The organism is Bacillus sp. FJAT-29814 (genome assembly GCF_001510715.1).
Taxonomy (GTDB): Bacteria; Bacillota; Bacilli; order Bacillales; family Cytobacillaceae; genus Neobacillus.
Genome location: NZ_LMTJ01000010.1, coordinates 189,675 through 215,988, shown reverse-complemented (window position 1 = coordinate 215,988; position 26,314 = coordinate 189,675). Strand labels below are relative to the sequence as shown.

Below are 26,314 nucleotides of genomic sequence, written 5' to 3'. Positions count from 1 at the left end.
AATTCTTCCCCGCAGGAGACCTAATCCCGACCCATTCGACGGAATGAACATATAGATATAGGAAGGAATTCAAACAATAGAAAAGAGGAAAATATATGCCAAGCGGAATGCATCAGGTTGAGGTAAATGTGCCAATCAGTCGAGTTTGGAATTTTGTTCAAAATATGGATAACTGGGCTCCACTTATTCCGGGATATATTCAACACCGGAAATATACGAACCGCCAGTCCAGTTGGGATTTTTACAGCAAGATTGGCTTCATCAAGAAAAAGGTCAGTCTGATGATCACGATTAAGGAATGGGTACAACCGACAAAGGTTACGTTTACTTTAACAGGGACTAATGAAAAGCTTTCGGGCGGGGGCTATTTCATAGCAGAAGCCATCGATAAAAATAATACGAGAATAACAGGCTTTCTTGAAATGACGGGCGCCGGCGCCATGGGACCTATGGTTAATGCATTGCTAAAGTCGCAGCTTCCTAAAGTCATAGAACAAATGGTAACAGCCATCCCCGCTAAACTGGAGGAGCAAAATAGAAATATCCTATCTAAAGTGTAAACGTCAAAAATGGTCGGGACGCCTTTGTTTAAGCATCGGAGGGCCGGCCATTTTTGATTGTCCTACATACGAATTGGAACCGCTAAAATATAAAATTTATTATTCTAACGAATTTTTATTCTAAAAAAAAATAGGAGAAATATATCATAAATGAGGGCTTATTTTAAAAGGGGGGACACGCTTGAAAAACTTTTTAAGGGCGATACCGTTGTCATTGCAGCATTTGTTTGCCATGTTTGGTGCAACTGTGCTGGTGCCGGCACTAACCGGTCTTGATCCGGGAAGTGCGCTTATTGCCAGTGGTGTAGGAACCTTGATTTTCCATCTTATCACCCGTGGAAAAGTTCCTACGTATCTAGGATCATCCTTTGCCTTTATTGCTCCGCTCGCGTTATATGTAGGAGAGTTGAAATCACCAGGCCAAGCGGTTGCCGGTCTTATCAGTGTTTCCATTGTTTATGCCATTGTTTCTATTATCATTTCATTAGTCGGCTTTGAGAAAGTCCGGAAAGTTATTCCCCCCGTTGTCGTCGGGCCGGTTGTCAGTATCATCGGTCTTGCGCTGGCAACCACGGCGGTAACAAGCATGGCTTCGACCCATTGGGATGTCGCGATTGTCAGCCTGCTTGCCGCGATTATCGCAACGCTTGCAGGCACAAAGGTAATCCGCCTTTTGCCAATCATCATTGGTCTTGCAGTCGGATATGTGTACGCCGCCGTGCGAGGATTTGTTGATTTTGATACGATCGCCGCCGCACCAGCTATTGCTTTTCCGCATTTCATCATGCCGGAATTCACGTGGGTCGTCATCTTTGGAATGGCGCCGATTGCCCTGGTTACCATCATCGAAGACCTTGGACATATGTTTGTGTTAAATGAGATTACTGGAAAAGATGTGACCAAGGATCCTGGATTTTCAAGCATCCTTTGGGGGAATGGCTTTGCTACATTAATCTCTGGCTTTATCGGCGGACCTGCGCAAACCACTTATGCGGAAAACCTCGGGGTGCTGGCCATCACACGCCAGTTTTCTAGCAGGATTATTCAAGGCGCCGCTGTGATTGCGATTCTTCTCGGCTTGTTCGGCAAAGTTGGAGCGGCAATCCAATCCATTCCAGTGGCCGTCATGGGCGGCATCTGCATCCTATTGTTCGGCATGATCGCTGCAATGGGAATCCGCCACATGGTTGAAGAAAAAGTGAATTTGGCGAATATGAAAAATTTAGTCATCGTTGCCATCATCTTCATCATTGGAATTGGCTATGCCCATAGTGGCATCGCCTACGCCACCATTGCCGGATTGCTCATCTATTGGCTCGTCCCTGATTTTACAACAAAGAACGAAGGTTAAAATAATATGGCCATTCCACATCACTTGCTGCGGAATGGCCTTTTATTTATTAAACCACTCCCCTTTCCTTTCCATTTTGCTCTTCCTTAACCAAAATCACCCCTATCAAGCCAAGCATCGAGAACACAACCGGAATGATAAAGCCATAATAGTAACCATCCTCGATATTCCCTGGCGAAGCTTGAAAATAATCCAATACCCTCCCAAATATGCTTGGCAGCAGGACGGCACTAAGAAATCCGCCCGTATTGGCAAACCCGGAAGCAAGGCCTGATTCGGCGACCGGAAAAGACTGACGGACAGCAGCAAAGGTTAAGGCATTAGCCCCATAGGCAAGCCCTATAACAAAGAAAAGCAAGGTCAGCATTAAAACTGGCGGATTTCCTCTAAACAAAAGAAAGGCCGCCCAACTTAATACAATAATGACATGCACAACAATATAAGGCCGTTTTATCATATTCAGCCGGCTAGCAAGCCAGCCCGCCAGCGGAGCGCCGATTAACGCCCCAACCAGTCCAAGCAAAACAAGCTGGCCCGCTTCCGACCGTGTCATTCCATACATTGTCATCCCGTAAGGCACAGCCCACGAACCGATAAATCCTACGTACGTTCCAACAAGTCCAAAGTGACAAAGGAATAGCGCCCAGGCCTGCCGATTCGAAACGATTCTTCGCAGCATTCCCCATGTATTTTCACGCTGTGCTTTGTTTTTTACAAATACCGGTTGCTCCGTTTTTTTAACAAGGACAACATATAAAAGTATGCTGCACAAACATAATAAGAATCCCGTCGAAAAAAATGCCGCCCTCCAGCCAAGCAGCTCAATCCACGCTGCAAAAGGAACTGTCGCCACAAGAAAACCAAGGCTCCCGGTCATGGCGGTTATCCCGATTAAACGGCTGAATTCCTTCGCATTAAACCATTGGCCCAAAATTATCACCAAATTGACCCAGATCGTCGCATCTCCGATTCCCGTCAGGATTCTCGCAAAAAACAGGACGACTTCATACTCGCCGAGACTATAAATGATGGTCCCCGCCCCTGTAAGCAATGCCCCGATTATGAGGAAAAAATTAGGACCATACCGGTCTGCCAGAATCCCCATCGGAATTTGCAAGCCGGTGTAAACCAAAAATTGAATACTTGCCAGCAGCCCAATCGTTGTTGCGGTTACATGAAAATCACTCATAATTTGGTCCGTGATCAATCCCGGAGCCGTTCGCTGGCTTGACATGAGCAAATACGTAAAAAGTACAGTACTAAAAACAACCCATCGGAATTTGCTGGTTTGTTTGTCCATGGCTTTCGACTCCTGTTGTTTTTACTTATATATATGAAGCAGGAGACGGTTCTTAAGCTTCTCCATTTAAAAAGAAGCAGAGAACTGTCTCGTCAATTGTCAGAAGTTCGATTCCAACTAATGAAACACGGGCCCAGAGGTCAATAACAACACCCTTATCAAGGATGCGGTCAATTACTTCTGCAAGGCTTGAAGAATCAACACTTTTTTGAATTGAAGCCATCTAATTCCCTCCCTCCACTGCCGCCAAAAAGGGATTCCTACTATAAACTATTCCCAGTTCACTTTAGAGTGAAAAAATCTTCCCCTTCCAACAGCCACTATTCCATCGTATATAACGTTGGTACTACAATATATGGGAAATTACACGAATTTATTTGGACATGCCTTTTGCCATGGGGACAGTTGTAATGAATTTTTTCGTTATTTCACACGCTAAAAAACCTGCAGTACTGTTTCAAAGCGAACAAAATTTAATAATGGATGTCCAAGTGCTGTCTGCCATCATACTAATATAGTAACTTTACGAGGAAAGGGGGGAATGGATCATGGCTCATGACAAAAACTGCTCTTCCTGTATACCTCCTGAATGTTCAACACCAATTTTTACAGTAAGCATACCGGGTGGATTAGCTATTAGTCTATTTGGCATTCAAGCCGAAGTCGGCCCGATTTATATCGCTGTTTATGCTGGATGCACAGGATCAAATGATACCTGTACACCAGAGGCTGTCTCCTTCCCTGTTGGCACAAAACCAGATACTGGGAGCGAGAAAGGGGTCTTTAGTGATACCGCTTGTCAGTTTGAAATAAAATGTCTGCCTGAAAGACTCTGCAACAGTGACAACGGAGAACCAAAGCCGTCAGAGCCGCGGAAATGCTCAAAACATCCGAAGCCACTGAAACCGCCAAAATGCTCAAAACATGCGAAGCTATCGAAACCGTCAAAGTGCTCAAAACATGCGAAGCCACCGAAACCGCCAAAGTGCTCAAAACATCCGAAGCCACCGAAACCGCCAAAGTGTTCAAAACATCCGAAGCCGCCGAAACCGCCAAAGTGTTCAAAACACCCTAAGCCGACAAAGATCCCCAAACATCCAGGGCTTCCGAAACCGCCTAACGCCCCAAAACATACTAAATGACATTTTAATAGTCGGAGTAATCATTTTATTAGAAAAATTTTTAAGAACTTGTCCAATTACCCATACCCCCGTTCATTTGATGCATAAACATGTACTAGCTTAATAAAGAAAGGGGGTGTGACCAATGGCGATACCGACAAATTGTCAGACATGTACTCCTCCTGCAGGCTCGACACCAATCCTTACTGTGAGCATTCCAGGTGGACTAGCCATTAACTTATTGGGTATTCACGTGGATGTTTGCCCAGTCTGTGTCACTGTCTATACTGGCGGCACAGGTGCACTAACAGCCGAACAAACAGCTACGGCTAACGGCCTTCTCCAAGCCGTTCGTGGTTTAATTCCGAGCCTTCCGAGTGCTTAAAGGGAACAATAACAGAGTGTCCAGATTCTTTTTAAGGCCATGGGGTCAGTTTTCCCCATGGCTTTTTAAAAGGGCGTTCTGTACTCATTTAAATAAATTTTGGGCGCAACAAACGAACCCCGCCTCATCTGATATAATTTAACTGAATACATATTAGCGGGGTTTTCTATGGAACAATTAACCATGCTTCAACAAATCATTGACTATATTGACGACCATATAAAAGAGGAGATTGCGCCTGAGAGGCTGGCAAAGCTGGCTGGGTACTCCCCTTATCATTTTTATCGTCTTTTTCAAAAACACATTGGCTATACGCTGATGGATTATGTTTTAAAAAGAAAACTTCAATTTGCTTTGTACGAGTTGATTAACGGCAGGAAAATCGTAGATATTGCCATGGATTATGGCTTTGAAACCCATGCTGGGTTTACAAAGGCGTTCAAAAAATGCTTTGGAAGCCCGCCGAGCTTATATAAGCTTCACTGCCCCCATTCCTTGCCGCAAAAACCTGACCTAATGAGTCTCCGCCAGAAAAACCTCGGCGGCATCGTCATGCAGCCGAAGATTGTGACCCGGCCGGCCTTTTGGGTCGCGGGCAAAACCTTTGAGGGCTTTATTAAGAATGTTTCCTATACAAGGGATGTACCTGCCTATTGGAATCAACGGGGATTAACCGATGGGTCTGTGGAAGACATGTTGTATGAACAGCTTAAGCCCAGGAACCACGGGGAGTATTGCATCAACTTAAGCAGTACTGAAACCGATGGCAGCTTTAACTACTTATTTTCTGTGGAGTTTGACGAGGGCAAGGAGCTTCCCGATAGACTGATGAGTTTACAAATTCCTACAGCGACCTATGCAGTTTTTAAAACTCCATTAGGATCGGTCGAACAGTTTGTTCCCGCGATTAAAGGAACCTGGCAATATATTTTGGAGGATTGGCTCCCGCTCTCGTCTTATGAAGTCGATGAGACCGCCTTTGACTTTGAATATTACGATGAACACTGCCATTACTGGGAGCATGAAAAAATATATATGGAGATTCATATTCCAATAAGAGAAAAAGATAGAAAGTGACAGCTCACTTTCTATCTTTTTTCAACACCAAATAATATAAAAACAGAACCGGCGACAGCAACAATGCACTTACCACAAGAGCGGTTTTAACCATGAAATTCGCCGCTACAAGGCCAATTACCGGCCCGCCAGCAATTTGCCCGATGGCATCCACCTGCCCTTTGACCGAAAAAAAGGTCGCCCGCGTTTTAGAATCAACAATGAGTTTGTTCAGCCATACATCCATTAACGGATACATCGACTCCCTGCTTACTTGAATGATGATATAAAAGACAAGTAGGCTAGCGGTAAATGTAGTCAAGGCAAAGCCTAATAAAGAACCAATTATCAATACACTGCCGATAAACAAGGCAAAATAAATATACCTTTGTTGCTTGTAAATGGATCCCTTGCCAATGTAATGAAGTGCCGCAAATGACAGCAGCACGACAACGAATTTTATCGCTCCCATAAATAATACCAATTCGGAATCTGTGAACTCCGAGAAATTGGCAGCGTCAATGAAATGGGTGATCCATAGTCGGTCAAACCCTTCACTATATAGCCCGAACAATAAGGCAATCAGGAGAAGGATCCTCAAGATAAAACTCGTCCTTGAGTAACAAACGACTTTTTTAACATTATCCTTCATATGATGCCATCCTGAGACTCTTTCCTCTTTGCCGACAGGTTTAAAGTGTTCTTCTTTCATTAGGAAGATTAATAGGAATGCCAGCGCCACCATACAGACACCACCGATGATGATCGGCAAATTCACCATAAAATAGCCTGTTAACATACTAAATGGAATCGCAATGATTTTAGTGAAGTTGGCTGCTTTTGCCCCTCCTATAAAGGCTGCCGAGGCTCGTTCTTCGCCAATTTCATCGGCAATCCATGCCTGCGTGGCACCGCTGGTAAATGTGTAACCAAGTCCCCAAAGAATTTGCGAAAAAATAACAGCCATAAAAACGGGAAATAACCCCTCAATCAAAAAGCCTGCCCCTATCAAAAAATACCCGATAATAATCGAAAGTTTCCTGCTTTTTATGTCCGCAACCAATCCAGTCGGGATCTCAAACAAAAACACCGTCAGTTCCAAAACGGTCCCCACCAGCACAAGCTGCAAAGGGTCAAGCTTTACGACTTGAACATGGTAAAGCAAATTGACCGTAAATATAAACGTAAAAATAAATGCTGACAAACCACAAGTATAAATGTAGACCGTATAGGGATCCTTTGCCTGTAATAATTTCATCCTTCATCCACCTCTGCTTCATTATAAAGAGGGAGAGAGTTCATTTCTTTTCCAAATTTGCGATTTTTATTACTTTACAGCCCCTCGGTCCCCAAATAGAATAATTTTATTTTCTTTATATTATTATTCTAATTTAAATAGGAATTCCCTAATTATGGGTATTTTGGTACATTATTTGATATTATTCGCTTATATTCGACATGAAATCGCTATCATTTTATGAAAAAATAAAATTTATAAAATATTTTGATATTATACTAGACGAATGAAAAAAATTGTTTTAATATACTAACTATTAAATCACTTTTTACCTTTATATCCCGATAGTCCATTTCGGGTCATATTATCAGAAAATTGGAACAAATACAGAGGAGGATCTTAAGACATGAAAAAGAAATGGAGTAAAGTATTTATGGCATCGGCTTTAGCTGCCGGAATCCTTGCCGGCTGTGGCACAGGAAATCAAGGTGCCAGTGGCGGAGGCGGCAATTCAGATGTCTTTAAACTTGGAGTAAACATGGAGCTTTCCGGGAACGTTGCTTCCTACGGTGAATCCATGACAAAAGGAATTGAAATGGCCGTAGCGGAAATTAACAAAGCTGGCGGTGTTGATGGCAAGCAAATTGAAGTGATTAAAAATGACAATAAGTCGGAAGCAGCGGAAGCAACGAATGGAATTATTAAGCTGACAAGCCAAGACAAAGTAAATGCAGTCATTGGTGCAGCAACAAGCGGAAATACCGTAGCCCAGGCACAAATTGCAAATGACACGAAAACTGTTTTGATGGCTCCGGGGGGAACGAGCCCAACTGTAACAGTCGATGAAAAAGGAAAAGTAAGAGACTTTGTTTTCCGTACATCGTTCATTGATCCATTCCAAGGTACAGTGGCTGCCAACTTTGCCTTAGATAAATTAAAAGTAAAAGATGCAGCGATCTTTTCAGACAACTCGAGTGACTATGCAAAAGGATTAACCACTGCTTTCAAGGAAACATTTGAAAAAGCAGGCGGTAAAATCGTTGGAGAAGAGTCTTATGTAGCAAAGGATACAGACTTCCGTGCCACCTTGACTCGTATCAAGGCAAAGAATCCATCATTTATTTTCATTCCTGGCTACTATGAGGAAGTTGGCTTGATTGTTAAGCAGGCACGCGAACTAGGCATTACGGCTCCATTAATGGGCGCTGACGGCTGGGATTCGCCAAAATTAGTTGATTTAGCCGGTGCAGATGCATTAAATAACACCTACTTAATCAACCACTATTCTAATGAAGACCCGGATAAAAAGGTCCAGGATTTTGTGACTGCCTTCAAAGACAAGAATAAGGGTGAGGCACCTAACGCGTTCAACGCTCTTGGTTATGACACCGTTTATTTCTTGGCTGACGCCATTAAGCGTGCAGGAAGCACAGATTCCGTCAAAATTCAGGAAGAATTAGCTAAAACCAAAGATTTATCACTTGTTACCGGTGTATTATCACTGGATAAAAATCACCATCCAATCAAATCAGCCATCGTTTTAGAGTACAAGGATGGTAAGCAAGTGTTTAACACGAAAATTAATCCTTAATAAACAAACCAGTAAAATGGAAGGATTATCCCCTTCCATTTTGCTTTTTTAAAAAAGAAGGAGCGAGAGCGCATGGATTGGTTACAGCAACTCATAAACGGCATTTCACTTGGAAGCATCTATGCCTTAATCGCATTAGGATACACAATGGTGTACGGGATCATTAAATTGATCAACTTTGCACATGGTGATGTATTTATGGTAGGTGCCTTTATCGGTTTCTACGCGATTACGGGATGGGGATTGGGCTTCTTTCCGGCACTGATTATTTCAATGGCTTTTTGTGCCGTATTTGGAGTTTTAATTGAACGAATTGCCTATAAACGGCTTCGTAATGCTACGAGAATTGCCGCTTTGATTACAGCCATCGGAATGTCCCTACTGATTGAATACGGAATGATTTTTATTCGCGGGGCGCAGCCGGAAGCCTATCCTGATGACGTTGTACCAAACAAAGCCATTAGTTTGTTTGGTGTACAAATCAATAGCCAGTCATTATTTATCCTATTAACTTCTATCGTCTTAATGATTATTTTACAATTTATTGTTCACCGTACAAAAATGGGAAAAGCGATGCGCGCGGTATCCCTTGACATGGACGCAGCCCGTTTAATGGGAATTAACGTCGACAAAACGATTTCCTTCACCTTCGCCATCGGTTCGGCATTAGCAGGAGCCGCTGGGGTCGTGTTCGGGGTCTACTATACAAAAATTGAACCGTTGATGGGAGTCATCCCTGGGTTAAAAGCGTTTGTTGCAGCCGTATTAGGCGGCATCGGCAGTATTCCGGGCGCAATGGTTGGCGGAATTATCCTTGGGGTCGTCGAAGCGATTGTCAGCGCTGCAGGATTTTCATTATGGCGAGATGCAGCCGCCTTTATCATTTTGATTCTCATACTAATCTTAAAACCTTCAGGCATCTTTGGCAAAAATACAAAAGAGAAAGTTTAGGTGAAAAATAATGAAGAAATCAAAACCATTTTGGGCATTTGTGATTCTGGCGGCAGTTGTGTATGGAGTCGTCCAATTTTTCACCGTCTCAGGATTACTAAATATATACTATAGTAACTTGATCCTTACAATCTCGATTAATATTATTTTGGCGGTCAGTCTTCATTTGGTCATTGGCATCACCGGTCAATTCTCCATTGGCCATGCCGGGTTCTTGGCTGTTGGCGCTTATATTTCAGCGATTGCCACAATGAAATTTGAATTGCCATTTGTTCTGGCCATCGTGATTGGCGGAGTGGTTGCTGCTCTTGCAGGCCTCATTGTCGGGATTCCCACTTTAAGACTGCGAGGAGACTATTTGGCGATTGCCACCCTTGGTTTTGCCGAAATCATTCGGATTATGCTATTCAATATTGACTATGTTGGCGGAGCCGCGGGCATGCAGGTAACGCACTTTACCACTTGGACGACAACATTTGTTTGTTTATTTATTACAATACTAGTCATCTCAAACTTTACTAATTCCAGACATGGCCGGGCTTGTATTTCAATTAGAGAAAATGAAATTGCCGCTGATGCGATGGGGATTAATACCACTTTTTATAAAGTCGCCGCTTTTGCGATCGGGTCCTTTTTTGCAGGGGTTGCCGGAGCCTTATACTCCCATAACTTTTATATCATCCAGCCGGGGAATTTTGGTTTCTTAAAATCCTTTGATATCCTGATCTTTGTTGTGCTGGGTGGTCTTGGCAGCCTTTCTGGATCCGTCATTTCTGCGATTCTGTTAACCATCATTTCAGCGTTCTTACAGCAATATCCGGAAACACGGATGATTATCTATAGCTTAGTATTGGTGATTGTCATGCTTTACCGTCCTCAGGGCTTATTAGGCACACGGGAAATCACCGATTTATTCAAGTGGAAACCGGCGAAAGGAGGCCATTAAGATGGCATTACTTGAGGTAAAAAATGCCGGCATTCAGTTTGGCGGATTAAAGGCTGTTTCCGGCTTTAATATGGAACTGCGACAAGGCGAACTGGTCGGATTAATCGGGCCGAACGGTGCCGGAAAAACGACTAGTTTTAACTTGTTAACAGGCGTTTACGTACCGACGGAAGGTGAGATTATCTTTAACGGAAAGCGGCTGAACGGACTGCCTCCCTACAAGGTAACACAAAGCGGCATCAGCAGAACCTTTCAAAACATTCGTCTTTTCAGCGAATTATCTGTGTTGGACAATGTAAAGGTTGCCTATCATTCATTAGCGAAAAATTCGATTTTTAGCTCGATTTTCCGTCTGCCTTCCCACTTTTCCGAGGAAAAAAATATGGAGAACAAGGCGCTTGAGTTTTTAAAAATTTTTAACTTAGACGGTTTAAAAGATGAAAAGGCCAAAAATTTGCCCTACGGACAGCAGCGCAGATTGGAAATCGCCCGCGCATTAGCCGCCGGTCCGAAGCTGCTCTTGCTGGATGAACCTGCAGCCGGGATGAATCCCCAAGAGACCCACGAATTAATGGAACTGATTGCATTTATCCGGAAACAGTTTGATTTGACAATCCTGTTAATTGAACATGACATGAACTTGGTCATGGGGATCTGTGAACGAATTTATGTCCTTGACCACGGCCAGCTCATTGCAGCAGGAACCCCTGAGGAGATTCGCACGAATCCGAAGGTAATCGAAGCCTATTTAGGAGAGGAGGTTACGAGCGAGCATGCTTAAAGTCAATAATATTAATGTGTTTTATGGAAACATTCAGGCTCTCAAAGGAATTTCATTAGAGGTAAAAGAAGGCGAAATTGTTACCTTAATTGGCGCGAACGGAGCTGGAAAAAGTACGCTGCTCAAAACCTTATCCGGACTGCTTAAACCAAAATCGGGAACGATCGAATACTTAGGTGGAACAATTTCTGCATTGGCGCCGCAAGCCATTGTCAAGGCAGGGATTTCCCATGTGCCAGAAGGACGCCGTGTTTTTTCCAATATGTCTGTAGAGGAAAATTTGGAGCTAGGCGCCTATACTAGAAAGGATACCAGCGGGATTCGCAAAGATATGGAAAAGGTGTATGAACTGTTCCCACGATTGCTCGAACGCCGCAAGCAATTATCCGGCACGCTATCCGGCGGTGAGCAACAGATGCTGGCCATGGGACGCGCGATTATGGCCAAGCCAAAGCTGCTCCTGCTGGACGAGCCTTCCATGGGATTGGCACCGCTTATGGTTAAACAAATTTTTAACATTATCGAGCAGATCAATCAGACCGGAACGACCGTCCTGCTCGTTGAACAAAACGCCAATATGGCGCTATCCGTCGCCGACCGTGCCTACGTCATCGAAACCGGACGCATCGAAATCGCAGGCTCAGCGGCAGAACTTCAAGCAAGCGAAGACATCAAAAAAGCCTACCTAGGGGGATTATAAGTGCTAGGGAGCCATGGGGGATTTACTCCATGGCTTTTTTATTGAAATTCTAGCAAATCCAACGAGCAGCGTTTCATTTTCCCCAAATTTGCGGTTATCTTCAAAAAGAAAGACAGATTCACGAGGAATCTGCCCTTCTAAGCTATCAGACTATTATTTGTAAATCACAATCGAGCCAACTGATTTATCTTTGGCTTGTCCGTTTACACGAACTTTAAGTCCGAAGTTAGGTAGATTTCTGCCGGCATCTGGCATAAAGATATTGTTGAAAGACTTGCTATCTTCAAACAGGGACACACCTGGCTGGCTAGGAGCTGTTAACGTTTGGACACCAGGATAATCAACGTTTAATCCTGAAGTTGGATTTAATCCAAAGGCCGCATCCGCGATATGAAAACGAGTGCTAGCTTCAGCAGTCGTTCCATTGCTTAAGCTCCATTGCAAGTCATTGCCAAGGTGAGCATCGACTACACCAAGGAAACCGTCACCAGGGTGTACGCCTGTCCAGTTGTCGGTGAAGCTGTCATCCACATACCAAACAACAAGGCCGCCGTCATAGCTCATCAGCGATTGACCGCGTTTAATATTTGCTAAACCTTGGTCAACGCCCTTGTGATTACGCCATTCAAGCAGGTAATAGTGGTCGGTTAATTTATTTCCATCCATCTTTGTAAAACCGTTTAAAGCAAAGGCAGAGGGTTCCTTTTCAGCACCATCGTCGACTAATGTTTGTCCATCAGCCACCACCTTGATGTTGTCAGCAAAGAAGCCGATGTAAGAGCTGCCCCAGTCTGTTGCATAACGAAGGCGGAGCTTAATTTTTTGTCCTTTGTATTCTGATAAATCAAAGGATTGTGCTTGCCATCCGTTTGAATTTCCTGAGAAGCCAGGCATTGAATTTAATATGGTTGGATATCCTTCAGGAACAACGTCTGAGCGAGTATTGTTGTTGCCTAAGGATTTCCAAGTGGCGCCACTGTCAGTTGAAACTTGAACAAAAGCAAAATCCCATTGTGGTTCAATGTCATACCAAGCATCAAATGTTAATGTCGCAGAAGCTCTTCCTGTCAAATCAACATCAGTGACCATATTGGTATCCATTTCATCTTTTTGGCCGCCCCAGTATTCATAGGAACCAGTTGGCGTGTTTACTGGAGTTTTCTTTTGTGGCAAGTTTACCCGAACCGCTTGATTGTTTTTCCCAAGCGGAGAGTTTGCCTGGTCAAGCAGGAATTGTGTTCCCTTTGTTGACACTTCATCCCACTCTACGACAGTTGGGCTTGTCCATTTGCCGCCAAGAGTGGATTGGAAATATTGCTTTGCAAATGGAGAGAATCCAGTTGGCTCTGCACCAGGGATTTTTCCGGCCCAAGAACCGCTGGCCATAATGGACCAGTAGCCAACCGCTTCACCTGTACCGGTATATTGAGTATCGTATTCATCCGGCAGACCTAAGTCATGACCGTACTCATGTGCGAATACTCCAGTTGCCCCGTCTTCAGGCATAACCGTATAATCATAGAATCCAGGTAGCCCTTTCCCAAGACCGTCCGGGTCAAAGAACACTGCGGAACGGTGGGACCAAATCGCATTGTCACCAAGCGAGCCGCCGCCAGCTTCTTGTCCCATGCCAGAGTGAATAATTTGCAGGTGGTCAACTAAACCATCCGGCTCCCAGAAGTTTCCGTCTCCATCCAAATCATGCGGATCCTCTAAATCATAATCTTGCAAAGGAACGCCCGCCGCTATTGCAGCTACTAAAGTATCCTTTACTAATTGTTTTGAGCCGCCCGGATTGACGTTATCATGGCCTCCACCAGGTCTGTCACCGCCATAATATGCAGCAGTGCCAGGCACCTTTAACCAGCCATAGGCTTTACCTTCAATTGTATAAGTACCGCCCGACTGCTCTTCATAAAATTGCTTTTGAGAAACTTGTTCTTCGCCATTCGGGCCTTTGAATTCACCTTTATTTCCGAAAATCATCTTTTCATAGTGGTCAGTATTATAATCCTTATAATAGTTGTCAGTTTCACCAGGCTTGAGGTTATTGTGTTCGAAATCGGAGTATTCAACCATTAAGGTTAATAGTTTTCCCTTTTTCTGAATGCCAGGTGATGTACCTTCTTGTACAGGATCCGGATTCCCCTTCAACTGTCCATATTTGTTGCCTTTACCTTTTAATAGGCCATTATTGAAGTCCTTAAATTTCTTTTGCTTTTCCGATTCAGCCGCTTTAACCTTTGCCGCTAACGGATCGGATTCCTTTACTTTTCCTTGTTCCCCCTTTAATTCCAAGTACTTGCTTAAAGCCTTTTGCTTCTCGGCCGTGGTTGCATCCTTCGCGATGATACCGCGTTTAACGAGTGATTCTAGTAATTTGTCCTCATTTACGATAGCCAAATCTAGTGAACTATGAGACTGAGTGGCATAATTTGGGCTTTTATGGAGAGATTCCCCACTTGCCGTACTCGCATTGTTTGCTGGAAATCCAGAAAACAAAGTCCCAGCAATCACTGCAGTAGTTAGGCCTGTTTTTAAAAACTTCTTCAATATAACTCCCCCTTCATCATTCTATTTGCAAGATAAATAATATTCCGAAAAATTAAATTATACAATTTATTTTTTTCGATACACTTCGACAAAAAGCTGACAAAAACGAAAAGAAAGTAAGTAAATATTCCTAGTTTTTATACAAATAATGGAAAATATTAGTTTGTATATAGACAAATAGATATAGTATTTTGTAGAAATTTCACAGTAAAAAGTTTAATTTTCTATTTGCCAATATACAAACTTTGCTTTTTTTCCCGAGGCTGTTTCTAAAAAATACTCCCTTACCATATAACTTGCTCTGGGAAACAATTAATATAGTGTTACATCTACTAGCATTTCCTTTAAAATTGCAGCGTTCTTTTTATAAAATTCCTCTGACATATAGCCACCAAGTTGGAAGATCATGGTCCCGTCTGTCACCACACCGTTGAAATCAATCATTGACCCATCTTTATTAATTGATAAATAGGCGTCCTTGCCGGAATGAGTCGTTAATTTTTCGTAGGAAGACAGGTCAGGATTGGTTTCCTCCATAAAATAAGAAGCAAACACGGTGATTTCGGTATTATTGTCATGATAAAGAGAGCGACCGTCACCATTGGTTGGCTCTGGACCCAAAACCCAACCCTTCGGATATTTGACTGTATAACCAAATCTCTCATTATGATACGTTTCCCAATTTGTCTGGTTCTTCTTTTGTTCTTCTTTCGCTTGTACCTGTGTAGTCACAGCTGCTGTCGTTTTTTCTTCATTAGTGCCTTTTTGTTGTTTCTTTAGCCCATCATTTACCGCCAGCTCTAATTTATTCACTTCTTCTGAAAACCAAGCAAAAGCGGGTTCCTGCTTTAGGCTGCTAATCAATTTTTGTGCTTCGGCATAATTTTCATCCTTTATAAGAGCTTTAATTGTTTCTACTCTTTCCAGAATAGCTTGATTCCGCTCGTTGCCGGTTTTCGCTGTTTTGATAGATTCTTTTAACTTGCTTTTAATACTGTCAGGTAAAGACTGATCCTTAAGCAATTTATTGGCCTTCGTCATGGCCTCGTCCCAATTTTCCTTCTTGATTGCCTGTTCCACTTCCAATAATGCCTCTACAGTTTCATATGCTCGCTTTGCCGCTTTGTCTTTCGGATTCTCATCTAAGGCGGACTCGTAGAAGCCGATCGCTTTATTCAGATCACCCGATGCCAGCGCCTGTTTCCCTTGTTTCATTGCCTGATCATATGCATCATCCCCGCAGCCGGCTAAAACAAAAATCGTAAAAATAATTATCAATAATTTCTTCAACCTGTTCACCCCAAGTAGATAAAAGTCAAAGCTATTATAATATTTTCATAACTAATTTACTATATGATATCTTTGTCTCAATAAACGAAAATAAGGCAAGAGAATCATCCCTTGCCTCATTTTATTTCATAGAGCTTGCATTTATCGTATAAGCTTGTCTTCCCTATTTCTAGTAGCTTGGCCGCTTCCTGCTTATTGCCGTTCGCTACTGTCAACGCATGTTGGATTGCATGTTTTTCAGCCTGTGCCACCGTGTCCTTCAACGGTTTAACCATCATGGGGTCCGTTAATGGTCCATATGTTGGATAAATCGTTTGGTTAGAAGGATCGTCACTCTGGCGCCTGCCCTTTATATCAAGGTCACGTAAATACAACGGTAGGTGAGCTAAGCGGACCGTCTGGCCGTCGAGCACATTAATCGACCGCTCCAAGACATTCTCAAGTTCCCGGATATTGCCCGGCCAAGAATGCTGCATTAATCTTTCGGTTACTTCTGATGATAATTCAAGGCCGTTGCGGTAAAATCTCGCCTCCAATTTTTTTAGGAGCCGCTTTGCTACCGCAGAGATATCTTCCTTTCTGCTCCTCAATGGAGGAATATCGATTTTGATGACATTCAAACGATAATATAAATCCTGCCGAAATTCCCCTTTTTCCACCATTTTTTCCAAATTCCGGTGAGTGGCCGCGATGATCCTCACATCGACAGCAACAGATTTATGCCCCCCGACACGGACCACTTCTTTCTCCTGCAGCACCCGTAATAGCTTGCTTTGCATCGACAGGGGCATGTCCCCGATTTCATCCAGAAACAGCGTCCCGCCGCTTGCTAATTCAAACTGCCCTTTTTTTCCGCCTTTTTTCGCGCCGGTAAATGCCCCATCCTCATAGCCAAACAATTCGGATTCCAGCAGATGCTCAGGGATCGACGAACAGTTAATCGCCACAAAAGGAGCGGAAGCCCGAGGGCTAATGCGGTGAATCGCATGAGCAAACAATTCCTTCCCCGTGCCTGACTCCCCGATTAACAAAACCGATGAATCACCCCCGGACACCCGTTTTGCTAATGTTTTTGCCGCCAGAAAAACAGGACTGCTGCCAATTAGGTCCTCAAAGCCGTACTTACTCTGCAAATCCCGCTGCGCCTTTGCCTGATAATAGTTTAACTCTTCGACAAGGTTTTGAATTTTTGTTTTATACATCCGCCATTCCTCTGGATTGCGGAACATCACATTTCCCACGGCACCAACGGTCTTCCCGTTCTCTAATATCGGAAAGCGGTTGGCAATCATCTCACTGCCATTAATTTTTTGGGTGGATGCCAATTCCTTCTCCCCCGTTTTGGCAACAATATGCATTCGCGAGTTCTCAATCACATCCTGTACCGGCCTACCTATTGCCTCGTCTACTGTTGTACCAATAAACTCACAATATCCCTCGTTAATATAAAGAATAATCCCGCTTTCATCGACAATGACCACACGTTCGGCCAATAGATTAATAATTTGCTCGTGCCAGCTGCTTGGCACCCGCTCAAATGCAGGCATCATGTGGATCCCCCTTGTTCCTCGCTCAATATATACATTATAGCAAATACTGGTATTCTGCGAATATTGCAAAAAAGAGAATCCAGCTCGGATTCTCTTTTTCTAACAGACTTTTGATTATTGCGCCGTGTATCCGCCATCAAGAACCACTGCCTGACCGGTGATGCCTCTGCCTTTATCACTTGCCAAAAAGACAGCGTAGTCAGCGATTTCAGCCACGGATAACAAGCGTTTTTGCGGTACAAGTGGATAGATGACCTCATCTAGGACACTTTCCAGACTAACATTTCTTGTCTTGGCCAAGTCTGCCAGCTGGCCGCGGACTAACGGAGTGTCTACATAACCCGGGCATAGGGCGTTGACCGTAATCCCGTGAGGCGCACCCTCCAACGCAGCTACTTTTGTCAAGCCGATTACCCCGTGCTTTGCGCTATTGTAGGCCGCTTTACCAGCAAAACCGACAAGGCCGTTAATCGATGCCATATTAATGACCCGGCCAAAACCCTGATCCTTCATATAAGGGAATACCTGCTTAATCCCAATGAACGGGGCGGTCAGCATGACCTTAATCATCAGTTCAAATTTTTCTGTCGGGAACTCCTCTATTGGAGAGACATACTGCAACCCGGCATTATTGACTAAAATATCTATTGTTCCGAACTTGCCCCGTGCCAATTCCAGGCTATTCTTAAACGCCTCCTCATCGGTGACATCGCAGGGGGCAGAGATTGCTTCAAACCCCTGACTTTTTAGCTCCAGCGCCACTTGTTCGCTTTTTTCGGCATTTAAATCGGAGATGACAATATTGGCCCCTTCCAAGGCAAAGGCCATGGCGATTTCCAATCCTATTCCGCTTGCCGACCCTGTTACAAAGGCTGTTTTTCCTGCTAAAACTTTACTCATGGTTATGCCTCCTAATCTATTAAACGATTCCTAAGAATGTATAAAGTGCGATAATCACAAATACCGCCAAGGTTTTAATAACGGTAATTGCAAAAATATCACGGTACGATTGTTTATGGGTCAATCCTGTTACCGCCAGCAAGGTAATGACCGCCCCGTTGTGCGGAAGGGTGTCCATACCGCCGGATGCCATCGCTACCACGCGGTGCATAACTTCAGGCGGGATATTGGCGGCAGCAATCGCTTGGTTATATTTATCAGCCATCGCCCCCAAGGCAATCCCCATCCCACCGGACGCAGACCCTGTCATCCCCGCAAGTGTCGTCGTTGTAACGGCGCCGTTTACTAGCGGATTGGTGAACGTGGTTGAGATTCCATCACTGATTTTTGCAAATCCAGGCAGCGCGGCAATGACGCCGCCGAATCCGTACTCAGCACCAGTATTCATCGTAGCCAGCAGCGACCCGCCAATCGCAGTATTGACTCCCTCTTTAAAGCCGTTAAATACTCGTTTATAATCATAGGCAATCGATGTCACAATCCCGACAATCAGCGCCATCATGATCGCCCAGATGGCGGCAGAGGCGGCAACATCGACTTTGTAAGCATCCAGGCCGAGTGCGGCAAAATCAAAACCGTTCGGGTACCATTTTGGAATATTTGTAACAAACAGTTTATTTGTGACCCCGACCAAAACCAGCGGAACAAAGGCAAGAATTTGTCGTGCTAATGATTGCTGTGTCGTTAGGTCAGGCAGGGCCGGTTCATCATGAACAGGTTTTTCTTTTTCCACAGCAGCCGCTGTTTCTGTGCCAAACCCGTAATAGCCCTCACCGGCTTTTTCAGCCTTCTTCCTTCTTGCTTCCAGATAAAACAAGCCTGCTGATAGAACAACGATGGCGCCGATGATTCCAAGAATCGGGGCTGCGTAAATATCGGTCTTGAAAAAGGAAATCGGAATGACGTTCTGTATTTGCGGTGTTCCCGGCAGTGCATCCATCGTAAAAGTAAACGCACCGAGCGCAATGGTACCCGGAATCAGCCGCTTCGGGATATCCGCCTGCTTAAACATTTGAGCTGCAAATGGATATATGGCAAACACGGCAACGAATAAGCTGACGCCGCTGTATGTTAAGATGGCTCCAAGCAAGACGATTGTCAGAATCGCGCGTTTCGCACCAAGCCAACCCACAATCGTTTTAGCTATCGACTCAGCAATACCCGACATTTCAACTACCTTACCAAAAATAGCTCCCAATAAGAAAACGGCAAAATAAGATTTAATAAATCCGACCATTTTTTCCATGAACACACCTGAGAAAAATGGCAGTACGTGGTGTGGTGCTATTAACACCACCGCCAACAGGGCGCAGATTGGGGCAAACAAAATAACTGAATAACCGCGGTACGCCACAAACATTAATAACCCCAGTGCCAATAAAATGACCAATAATTCCATATAAATCCCCCTTGAACTAAAATCTATAAAGAGCAGCTTCCAAAGTAAACGTTTTCAAAAATAATAAAGCTGATCTTTACATTAATCTCTTATTGCAACTATTGTGCCAAATATTTTAGAAAATTTGAAATACTGTGATTTAAGGGGTTTCTACTTTTCTACATTTGTTAATAAGGAAAACAAGCTCAACTATTTTCCGAAAACCCGGAAGATATAGGTCCGCAAATTCGGAACTTTCCGGGTTTGCGGAACCATTTCTTAAATAACATTCTCGCCTACCCGAAAGGAGGCTTCTGTTTTTTCTGTGACTGTCTCCAGACTAACTCCCTCTTGGAGCTCATCTAGGACTAATCCTTCCTCCGTCAACCTGAATACCGCGAGCTCTGTAATAATCACATCGACTACCCCTTTTCCAGTCAACGGAAGCCTGCATTGCTTCAGGATTTTCGACGCACCGTTCTTTGCGGTATGCTCCATGGCGACAATCACCTTCTTCGCCCCTGTCACCAAATCCATCGCGCCCCCCATACCGGGCACCATTTTACCCGGAATCATCCAGTTGGCCAGATTCCCTTGTGCATCGACTTCAAGTCCGCCAAGAACGGTCACATCGACATGACCGCCGCGAATCAGTTCAAACGAAAACAAGCTGTCAAAGAAGGCGCCGCCTTCAATAATTCCGGCAGGCTGTCCCCCGGCATTTACGATATCAGGGTCAATTTCACCTTCTACTGGACCAAGTCCGACGTAGCCATTTTCCGATTGAAGGATGACACTTACATCCTCCGGAAGGTAGTTTGGCACCATGGTAGGCAAACCGATTCCCAGATTTACCACGTCACCGTCTTTCAATTCTTTTGCGACACGAGCAGCAATAATCTGTTTTGGATTCATTAGAGTGGCCTTCATCTTTAACAACCTCCTGCAACGACAATTTTGTCCACTAAAATCCCCGGTGTCATGACTTCATCCGGGTCAATTTCGCCGATTTCCACAAGGTGCTCTACCTGAACAATGACAGTGTCGGCGGCCAACGCCATTAACGGGTTAAAGTTTCGGGCCGAGCGATGGTAGACTAGATTTCCCGCTTTATCCGCTTTAAATGCTTTTAATAGCGCTACTTCACAGCGAAGCGGTTTTTCCAGCAAGTATTCGCGGCCATCGACAACAATCTTGTCCTTGCCTTCCTCGACAACGGTCCCTACCCCCGTTGGTGTCAGAACCCCGCCAAGTCCGGAACCGCCTGCCCTAATTCGCTCAGCAAGCGTCCCCTGCGGAACGAGCTCCACTTCCAGTTCGCCGGAGAGCATCTGCCGGCCGGTCTCCGGGTTTGTCCCTATATGGGAAGTGATTACTTTCTTTAGGCGTCTGTTTACCACGAGCGGCCCCACGCCAGTTTCTACGAAGGCCGTGTCATTAGCGATAAGCGTGAGATCTTTTAGTTTTGCTTCAAGGATAGCCGAGACTAGCTTTTCTGGGGTTCCTACTCCCATAAACCCTCCTGCCATAATCGTCATGCCATCATTTAGAATGGAAGGAACCTCTTCCATTGTCATCAGTTTATTCATGCTTCCTGCACCTCCTAAGATTCTATTAACCTAGGTATTTGCAAGTATCGTACCAACTGGTATCGCACGATAATCTTGTGGACAACATTCCGGTGAAACGGAAAATTCCTGAATGACGGAATTTCGCAAGATGAGATTCCGGATTGGCGGACAACCAAAACAAAAGAGGGTAACCTCTTTTAAGGCACCCTCGTCCATTATATTACCATTCAATTTGTATGTAATTCTTTCCACTTCTGCACCAAACGCTTCGGCGCCGCCCTTAGGTAGGCTTCTTGAATGAGGTCGGCCAATTCATCCCAAACTTCACCATTCGGATTTTGAATCGACACCCATCCGTGCTGTCCTATATACGGGGTCTTGAAAAAATACTCTTTCTGCAGCAATAATGCTTGGGTTTCGCGGTCCGACTTGAACGACAAGTTAAATCCCTTCTCGTTTTCCCCTGTAATAACAAAGGATTTTCCGTTGACCTTAAAAGTTTTGTGGCCAAAGCCGTCAATGATTTCAACGGCTTCAGGCAGTGCGAGACAAATCTTGCGGACATTTTCAAGCATGCCTGCCGTGTTTACTGAATTCATGCTTCTCACCTATTTCGCGTTTGCATCAGGCTGATGAATGCCGAATACATTTCCTTCGGGGTCAATATAGTATCCTTGCCACGCCATCCCAGGCAGGGCATATTTAGGCATAGCCACCTTGCCGCCGTTCTCAAGAATTTTCGCTTCCGTTACATCGTAATTTTCCACACCCATTGTGCAAGCATATCCGTTTAGAGCCTGGTTGGGTTCCGGCGCTGAACTTTGGCGCTGCATCAACGCCCCATTGATGCCCGGCTCATTTTCATCGCCAGTCACCGCCCCGAAATAAGGCATTCCAGCATACTCACTCCAGTCTTGAAACGACCACCCGAATACCTCGCCGTAAAATTTCTTTGCCCGCTCCATATCGCTTACATGAATTTCAAAGTGAATTAGTCTCCCCATGATTTCCTCCCATTTTTTCATTAATTTAGATTGTAAAAGTTTCCTTGTCTAACAACAGTTTAGACAAATAGAAAAGGACTGATACCAGGATCGGTCCTATAAAGCTTATTGGCGTAGCACAAGCACCAAAAATCGGCCTTCTAATGCTCCAATAACACCGATTGAGGACATTCCCCTCAATTTTCCAACCGAAACCGTCCTCTAAGAGTTCAGCAAAAGTAAAATTCCTGAAAAATACTATCTATATATTCGGTATCTGCCAATCAATTTCCTGCATCCCGATCTCCCTCAGGATGGCATTTGCCCGGGAGAAAGGTCTGCTTCCAAAAAATCCTCTGTTGGCTGAAAACGGGCTAGGGTGCGGCGATTTTAGAATGAAATGCCGGGATGAAGTAATCAATTGCTGTTTCTGCTGGGCAAAGTTCCCCCACAGGATAAACACAACTGGCGTCTCTCGTAGATTCAAGGTTTCAATCACTTTGTCGGTGAAGATTTCCCAACCGAGTCCTTTATGCGAGTTTGGGGTCGCAGCCCGGACAGTTAATACTGTGTTTAACAGCAATACTCCCTGCTTTGCCCACTCCACCAGGTAACCGTTGTTAGGAATATAGCAGCCCAAATCAGCCTTCAGTTCCTTATAAATATTTTGCAGAGATGGCGGAGTTGCAACGCCCGGTTTAACGGAAAAGCTCAATCCATGTGCCTGCCCCGGGCCATGATAGGGATCTTGTCCAATAATCATCACTTTCGTTTCGTTATATGGGGTAAGATGAAGAGCATTGAAAATGTCATATTGATCCGGAAAGACCACTTTAGATTGATATTCTTCTTTTAAAATTCCCCGTAGATGCTGATAATACGGTTTCTGAAATTCCCCTTGCAGCAAAGGGGCCCAGTCATTTTTTAAAATAGACATTATGTTGCCACGCTCATTTCCTAGGATGTTTATAAATTAATTATAAAGTTTTCATTTTGTTTTGTCTTTGAGTGGGAGTCACGATACGGACAGTTTCATCCGATGCCCTTAAAGTTTTATCTGTAAAAAGTACCGAAAAAATCCCCCGTTTATTTCCAAAAAAAAATTGTTGCTATTTGATTCAGTTACTGCTACTATAAAGTAGCGTTATTTTGGAAAGCTAATATATCTATTGGTTCTGAGTCTTTCCAAGCAGATAATTTTGACCACTTCCACTAGGGAGTTAAGGCCATACGGACAGCCGGGTCAAATGCCGATTGGCAACTTAGTTGCCCTATTGATTGAGTTAAAAGCTCAAATTTTATAAGTTGGTTACTTTACAACCAGTGCATATGCACACAACTTGTGAAACGGTCAATAAGAGTGGTAAAAGTAAATTATTTGCTATATAGACTCTGATCAAATTTGATATATTTGAATATTAATAGCTTTCTTCATAATGTCCAAATGACAATTATGGTTAAGGTATCACTGTGACTTTTTACGGGATACTTGTGCTATTTAATATGAGAATACTATCTTAAGCAAGTGTTGTGCGCGAATATGCGATTCACACTTGCTTTTTTTGTTGCAGAAAAAAATTATTTTAAGCGAGGGGATACCAAAATGGGTAAAGCACTTATTATCGGAGCCGGCGGCGTAGCATCAGTAGCAGTTCATAAATGCGTTCAAAACAGTGATGTATTTGAAGAGATTTGCATCGCAAGCCGTACGAAATCAAAATGTGATGATCTTAAAGCAAAATTAGAGGGCACAACCAAAACCAAGATTACCACTGCACAAGTAGACGCTGACAACGTGGATGAACTAATCGCGTTAATCAATGAAGTAAAGCCGGATATCGTCATGAACCTGGCATTGCCTTATCAAGATTTAACGATCATGGATGCATGTCTTGCTACGAAAACTCACTACATGGATACTGCTAACTACGAGCCTGAAGATACGGCGAAATTCGAGTACAAATGGCAGTGGGAATACAAAGAGCGCTTTGAAAAAGCCGGCATTACGGCGCTATTGGGCTCAGGCTTTGACCCAGGTGTAACTGGCGTATTCTCCGCTTATGCATTAAAACACTACTTTGATGAAATCGAATATATTGACATTCTTGACTGCAATGGCGGCGACCACGGCTATCCATTTGCAACTAACTTTAATCCAGAAATCAACATCCGTGAAGTTTCCGCTAACGGACGTTACTGGGAAAATGGCGAGTGGATTGAAACACAGCCAATGGAAATCAAGCGTACTTATAACTTCAAAGAAGTTGGCGAAAAGGATATGTACCTGCTTTACCATGAAGAGCTTGAATCCCTTGCAAAAAATATCCCTGGCCTGAAGCGTGCTCGTTTCTTCATGACATTCGGCCAAAGCTACCTAATGCACCTGAAAGCTCTTGAGAACGTAGGCATGACTTCTATCGAGCCAATCGAATTTGAAGGCAAGCAAATCATTCCGCTTCAATTCTTGAAAGCCGTATTGCCAGATCCAGCATCTCTTGGACCACGTACTGTTGGTAAAACCAACATCGGTTGTATCTTCAAAGGGAAAAAGGACGGCAAAGATAAGACTTATTACGTCTATAATGTTTGTGATCACCAAGAGTGCTATCGCGAAGTTGGCTCACAGGCTATCTCTTATACAACTGGCGTTCCTGCCATGATTGGGGCCGCAATGATCCTGACTGGCAAGTGGAACAAACCGGGCGTATTCAATATTGAAGAGTTTAATCCAGATCCATTCATGGAAGAGTTAAACAAATGGGGACTTCCATGGGTAGAAGACTTCAATCCTGTTCTTGTGGATGAACTGCCAGAAGAGTCAAAACAGCCGGAGCTTGTTCGCTAACATGCGGTTTGAAGAACTACCTACACCATGCTATGTAGTCGATGAAGGGCTTATTGAAAAAAACCTTAAAATCCTAAACGGCGTTATGGAGCGGACAGGAGCCAAGATTGTCTTGGCACAAAAGGCTTTTTCGATGACAACCATGTATCCCCTCATTGGTAAGTATTTAAGCGGAACGACTGCAAGTGGTTTATTTGAAGCACGGCTCGGCCACGAGGAAATGGGCAAAGAGAATCACGTCTTTGCCCCGGCCTACCGTGATGATGAAATCGATGAAATTATCTCGATTTGTGATCATATTATCTTTAACTCTTTTTCACAGTTGGAAAAATTTAAAGAAAAAGCGCTGCAAGGCGGCAGAAAAGTAGGCTTGCGCATTAATCCTGAATGCTCGACCCAAATTGGACATGCCATCTACGATCCATGTTCACCAGGTTCCCGATTTGGCGTCAAGGCAGGAGATTTCCGTCCTGACTTGCTTGACGGCGTATCAGGTCTGCATTTCCATACACTTTGCCAGCAGAACTCCGATGATTTAGAGACAACTCTAAATGCAGTTGAAGAACGGTTCGGAGAGTGGCTTCCACAAATGGAATGGATCAATTTCGGTGGCGGCCACCATATTACAAGAGAAGATTATGATATTCCAAGATTAGAAGCTTGCATTAAGAGAATGCAAGAAAAGTATGGACTGGAAGTATATCTTGAGCCAGGCGAAGCTGTTGCGCTTAATGCCGGCTACCTGATTACCTCCGTTCTTGACTTGCATCGGAACGGAATCGACATTGCGATTCTTGACACTTCGGCTACATGCCATATGCCGGATGTATTGGAAATGCCTTACCGCCCTCCTCTGTTTGGTTCAGGGGAAGCTGGCGAGAAGCCTTATACGTACCGCCTTGGCGGCCAGACCTGCCTGACAGGCGATGTCATCGGGGATTACTCATTTGATGAGCCGCTAAAGAGCGGAGACCGTTTGGTATTCGGCGACATGGCCATCTATACTATGGTAAAAAATACAACGTTTAACGGCATGCCGTTACCAGCCATTGCTGTTCGCGATAAAAATGGCGATTGTACGGTCGTACGTGAATTCGGCTATCAAGATTTTAAGATGAGATTAGCCTAAAAGGCATAGACGCTTCTTATTATAATCAATGTACTAGTAAGATCCAGCAGTTTAAAATGAACTGCTGGATTTTTTT

General features: G+C 44.0%; 24 protein-coding genes and 1 pseudogene. 12 read left to right on the top strand and 13 right to left on the bottom strand.

Annotated features, from left to right (window positions below; translation table 11 throughout):
- Positions 1-95: 95 nt before the first annotated feature.
- Together AR334_RS24580 and AR334_RS24575 are read left to right on the top strand one after the other, a co-directional pair.
- Positions 96-560: a CoxG family protein gene (locus AR334_RS24580; RefSeq protein ID WP_066320121.1), complete on the top strand. Its 465-nt coding sequence runs from the start codon at positions 96-98 to the stop codon at positions 558-560.
- Between the two features lie 181 nt (positions 561-741).
- Positions 742-1,911, top strand: coding sequence for a solute carrier family 23 protein (locus AR334_RS24575; RefSeq protein ID WP_082693098.1), 1,170 nt, complete (start codon positions 742-744; stop codon positions 1,909-1,911).
- A gap of 49 nt (positions 1,912-1,960) precedes the next feature.
- On the opposite strand, the gene AR334_RS24570 is transcribed toward AR334_RS24575, so the two are convergent.
- Both AR334_RS24570 and gvpJ read right to left on the bottom strand, forming a co-directional pair.
- Complete coding sequence (locus tag AR334_RS24570; protein WP_066320117.1) at positions 1,961-3,211, bottom strand: nitrate/nitrite transporter; 1,251 nt, start codon at positions 3,209-3,211, stop codon at positions 1,961-1,963.
- Positions 3,212-3,290: 79 nt separating this feature from the next.
- Positions 3,291-3,434 (bottom strand): annotated as a pseudogene (gene gvpJ, locus AR334_RS29155) (gas vesicle protein GvpJ); the annotation flags it as partial.
- Positions 3,435-4,088: 654 nt separating this feature from the next.
- On the opposite strand from gvpJ, the gene AR334_RS30070 reads away from it, so the two are divergent.
- The 3 genes from AR334_RS30070 to AR334_RS24555 all read left to right on the top strand — a co-directional run bounded on the left by AR334_RS30070 (position 4,089) and on the right by AR334_RS24555 (position 5,794).
- On the top strand, positions 4,089-4,286 hold the full coding sequence (locus AR334_RS30070) for a hypothetical protein (protein WP_066320114.1): 198 nt from the start codon (positions 4,089-4,091) through the stop codon (positions 4,284-4,286).
- A 191-nt stretch (positions 4,287-4,477) separates the two neighbouring features.
- Positions 4,478-4,717 (top strand): hypothetical protein, encoded by a 240-nt coding sequence (locus AR334_RS24560; RefSeq protein WP_066320100.1) that lies wholly within the window; start codon positions 4,478-4,480, stop codon positions 4,715-4,717.
- Positions 4,718-4,885: 168 nt separating this feature from the next.
- On the top strand, positions 4,886-5,794 hold the full coding sequence (locus AR334_RS24555; RefSeq protein ID WP_253701359.1) for an AraC family transcriptional regulator: 909 nt from the start codon (positions 4,886-4,888) through the stop codon (positions 5,792-5,794).
- A 4-nt stretch (positions 5,795-5,798) separates the two neighbouring features.
- On the opposite strand, the gene AR334_RS24550 is transcribed toward AR334_RS24555, so the two are convergent.
- Entirely contained in the window at positions 5,799-7,031 is a 1,233-nt protein-coding gene (locus AR334_RS24550; protein WP_066320096.1) for an MFS transporter, read from the bottom strand.
- 385 nt (positions 7,032-7,416) lie between these two features.
- Here AR334_RS24550 and AR334_RS24545 point away from each other — a divergent pair, with 385 nt between their 5' ends.
- From AR334_RS24545 to AR334_RS24525, 5 genes are all read left to right on the top strand, one after another.
- A complete protein-coding gene (locus AR334_RS24545) occupies positions 7,417-8,601 on the top strand; it encodes an ABC transporter substrate-binding protein (protein ID WP_066320092.1) in 1,185 nt (394 codons plus the stop codon).
- Positions 8,602-8,673: 72 nt separating this feature from the next.
- Positions 8,674-9,552 carry a branched-chain amino acid ABC transporter permease gene (locus tag AR334_RS24540; protein WP_066320089.1) on the top strand — a complete coding sequence of 293 codons (879 nt, stop codon included), beginning with the start codon at positions 8,674-8,676 and terminating at the stop codon, positions 9,550-9,552.
- Between the two features lie 10 nt (positions 9,553-9,562).
- Complete coding sequence (locus AR334_RS24535) at positions 9,563-10,498, top strand: branched-chain amino acid ABC transporter permease (RefSeq protein ID WP_066320087.1); 936 nt, start codon at positions 9,563-9,565, stop codon at positions 10,496-10,498.
- A 1-nt stretch (position 10,499) separates the two neighbouring features.
- The gene (locus AR334_RS24530; RefSeq protein ID WP_066320085.1) at positions 10,500-11,279 is read left to right on the top strand and encodes an ABC transporter ATP-binding protein; all 780 of its coding nucleotides are present in this window, start codon (positions 10,500-10,502) and stop codon (positions 11,277-11,279) included.
- Complete coding sequence (locus tag AR334_RS24525; RefSeq protein WP_066320083.1) at positions 11,272-11,979, top strand: ABC transporter ATP-binding protein; 708 nt, start codon at positions 11,272-11,274, stop codon at positions 11,977-11,979. The genes AR334_RS24530 and AR334_RS24525 overlap by 8 nt, the downstream gene beginning before the upstream one ends.
- 153 nt (positions 11,980-12,132) lie before the next feature.
- Here AR334_RS24525 and AR334_RS24520 read toward each other — a convergent pair whose 3' ends face one another.
- The 10 genes from AR334_RS24520 to AR334_RS24475 form a co-directional block, all read right to left on the bottom strand.
- The gene (locus AR334_RS24520) at positions 12,133-14,532 is read right to left on the bottom strand and encodes an immune inhibitor A domain-containing protein (RefSeq protein ID WP_066320079.1); all 2,400 of its coding nucleotides are present in this window, start codon (positions 14,530-14,532) and stop codon (positions 12,133-12,135) included.
- Positions 14,533-14,844: 312 nt separating this feature from the next.
- A complete protein-coding gene (locus AR334_RS24515; RefSeq protein ID WP_066320074.1) occupies positions 14,845-15,822 on the bottom strand; it encodes a hypothetical protein in 978 nt (325 codons plus the stop codon).
- Positions 15,823-15,938: 116 nt separating this feature from the next.
- Positions 15,939-17,372, bottom strand: coding sequence for a sigma-54-dependent Fis family transcriptional regulator (locus tag AR334_RS24510; RefSeq protein WP_066320070.1), 1,434 nt, complete (start codon positions 17,370-17,372; stop codon positions 15,939-15,941).
- A 114-nt stretch (positions 17,373-17,486) separates the two neighbouring features.
- Positions 17,487-18,272, bottom strand: a complete 786-nt coding sequence (locus tag AR334_RS24505) for a 3-hydroxybutyrate dehydrogenase (protein WP_066320067.1) — start codon at positions 18,270-18,272, stop codon at positions 17,487-17,489.
- A gap of 19 nt (positions 18,273-18,291) precedes the next feature.
- Complete coding sequence (locus tag AR334_RS24500; RefSeq protein WP_066320064.1) at positions 18,292-19,731, bottom strand: GntP family permease; 1,440 nt, start codon at positions 19,729-19,731, stop codon at positions 18,292-18,294.
- A 258-nt stretch (positions 19,732-19,989) separates the two neighbouring features.
- Positions 19,990-20,640 (bottom strand): 3-oxoacid CoA-transferase subunit B, encoded by a 651-nt coding sequence (locus AR334_RS24495; protein ID WP_301337180.1) that lies wholly within the window; start codon positions 20,638-20,640, stop codon positions 19,990-19,992.
- Between the two features lie 2 nt (positions 20,641-20,642).
- Positions 20,643-21,299, bottom strand: coding sequence for an acetate CoA-transferase subunit alpha (gene atoD / locus AR334_RS24490; protein ID WP_066320060.1), 657 nt, complete (start codon positions 21,297-21,299; stop codon positions 20,643-20,645).
- A gap of 209 nt (positions 21,300-21,508) precedes the next feature.
- A complete protein-coding gene (locus AR334_RS24485; RefSeq protein ID WP_066320056.1) occupies positions 21,509-21,880 on the bottom strand; it encodes an MmcQ/YjbR family DNA-binding protein in 372 nt (123 codons plus the stop codon).
- Positions 21,881-21,889: 9 nt separating this feature from the next.
- Positions 21,890-22,285: a VOC family protein gene (locus AR334_RS24480; protein ID WP_066320049.1), complete on the bottom strand. Its 396-nt coding sequence runs from the start codon at positions 22,283-22,285 to the stop codon at positions 21,890-21,892.
- 241 nt (positions 22,286-22,526) lie between these two features.
- On the bottom strand, positions 22,527-23,201 hold the full coding sequence (locus AR334_RS24475) for a uracil-DNA glycosylase (protein ID WP_066320046.1): 675 nt from the start codon (positions 23,199-23,201) through the stop codon (positions 22,527-22,529).
- A 666-nt stretch (positions 23,202-23,867) separates the two neighbouring features.
- On the opposite strand from AR334_RS24475, the gene AR334_RS24470 reads away from it, so the two are divergent.
- Positions 23,868-25,109 (top strand): saccharopine dehydrogenase family protein, encoded by a 1,242-nt coding sequence (locus AR334_RS24470; RefSeq protein WP_066320043.1) that lies wholly within the window; start codon positions 23,868-23,870, stop codon positions 25,107-25,109.
- 1 nt (position 25,110) lies between these two features.
- Positions 25,111-26,238, top strand: coding sequence for a carboxynorspermidine decarboxylase (gene nspC, locus AR334_RS24465; RefSeq protein WP_066320039.1), 1,128 nt, complete (start codon positions 25,111-25,113; stop codon positions 26,236-26,238).
- Positions 26,239-26,314 lie beyond the last annotated feature (76 nt).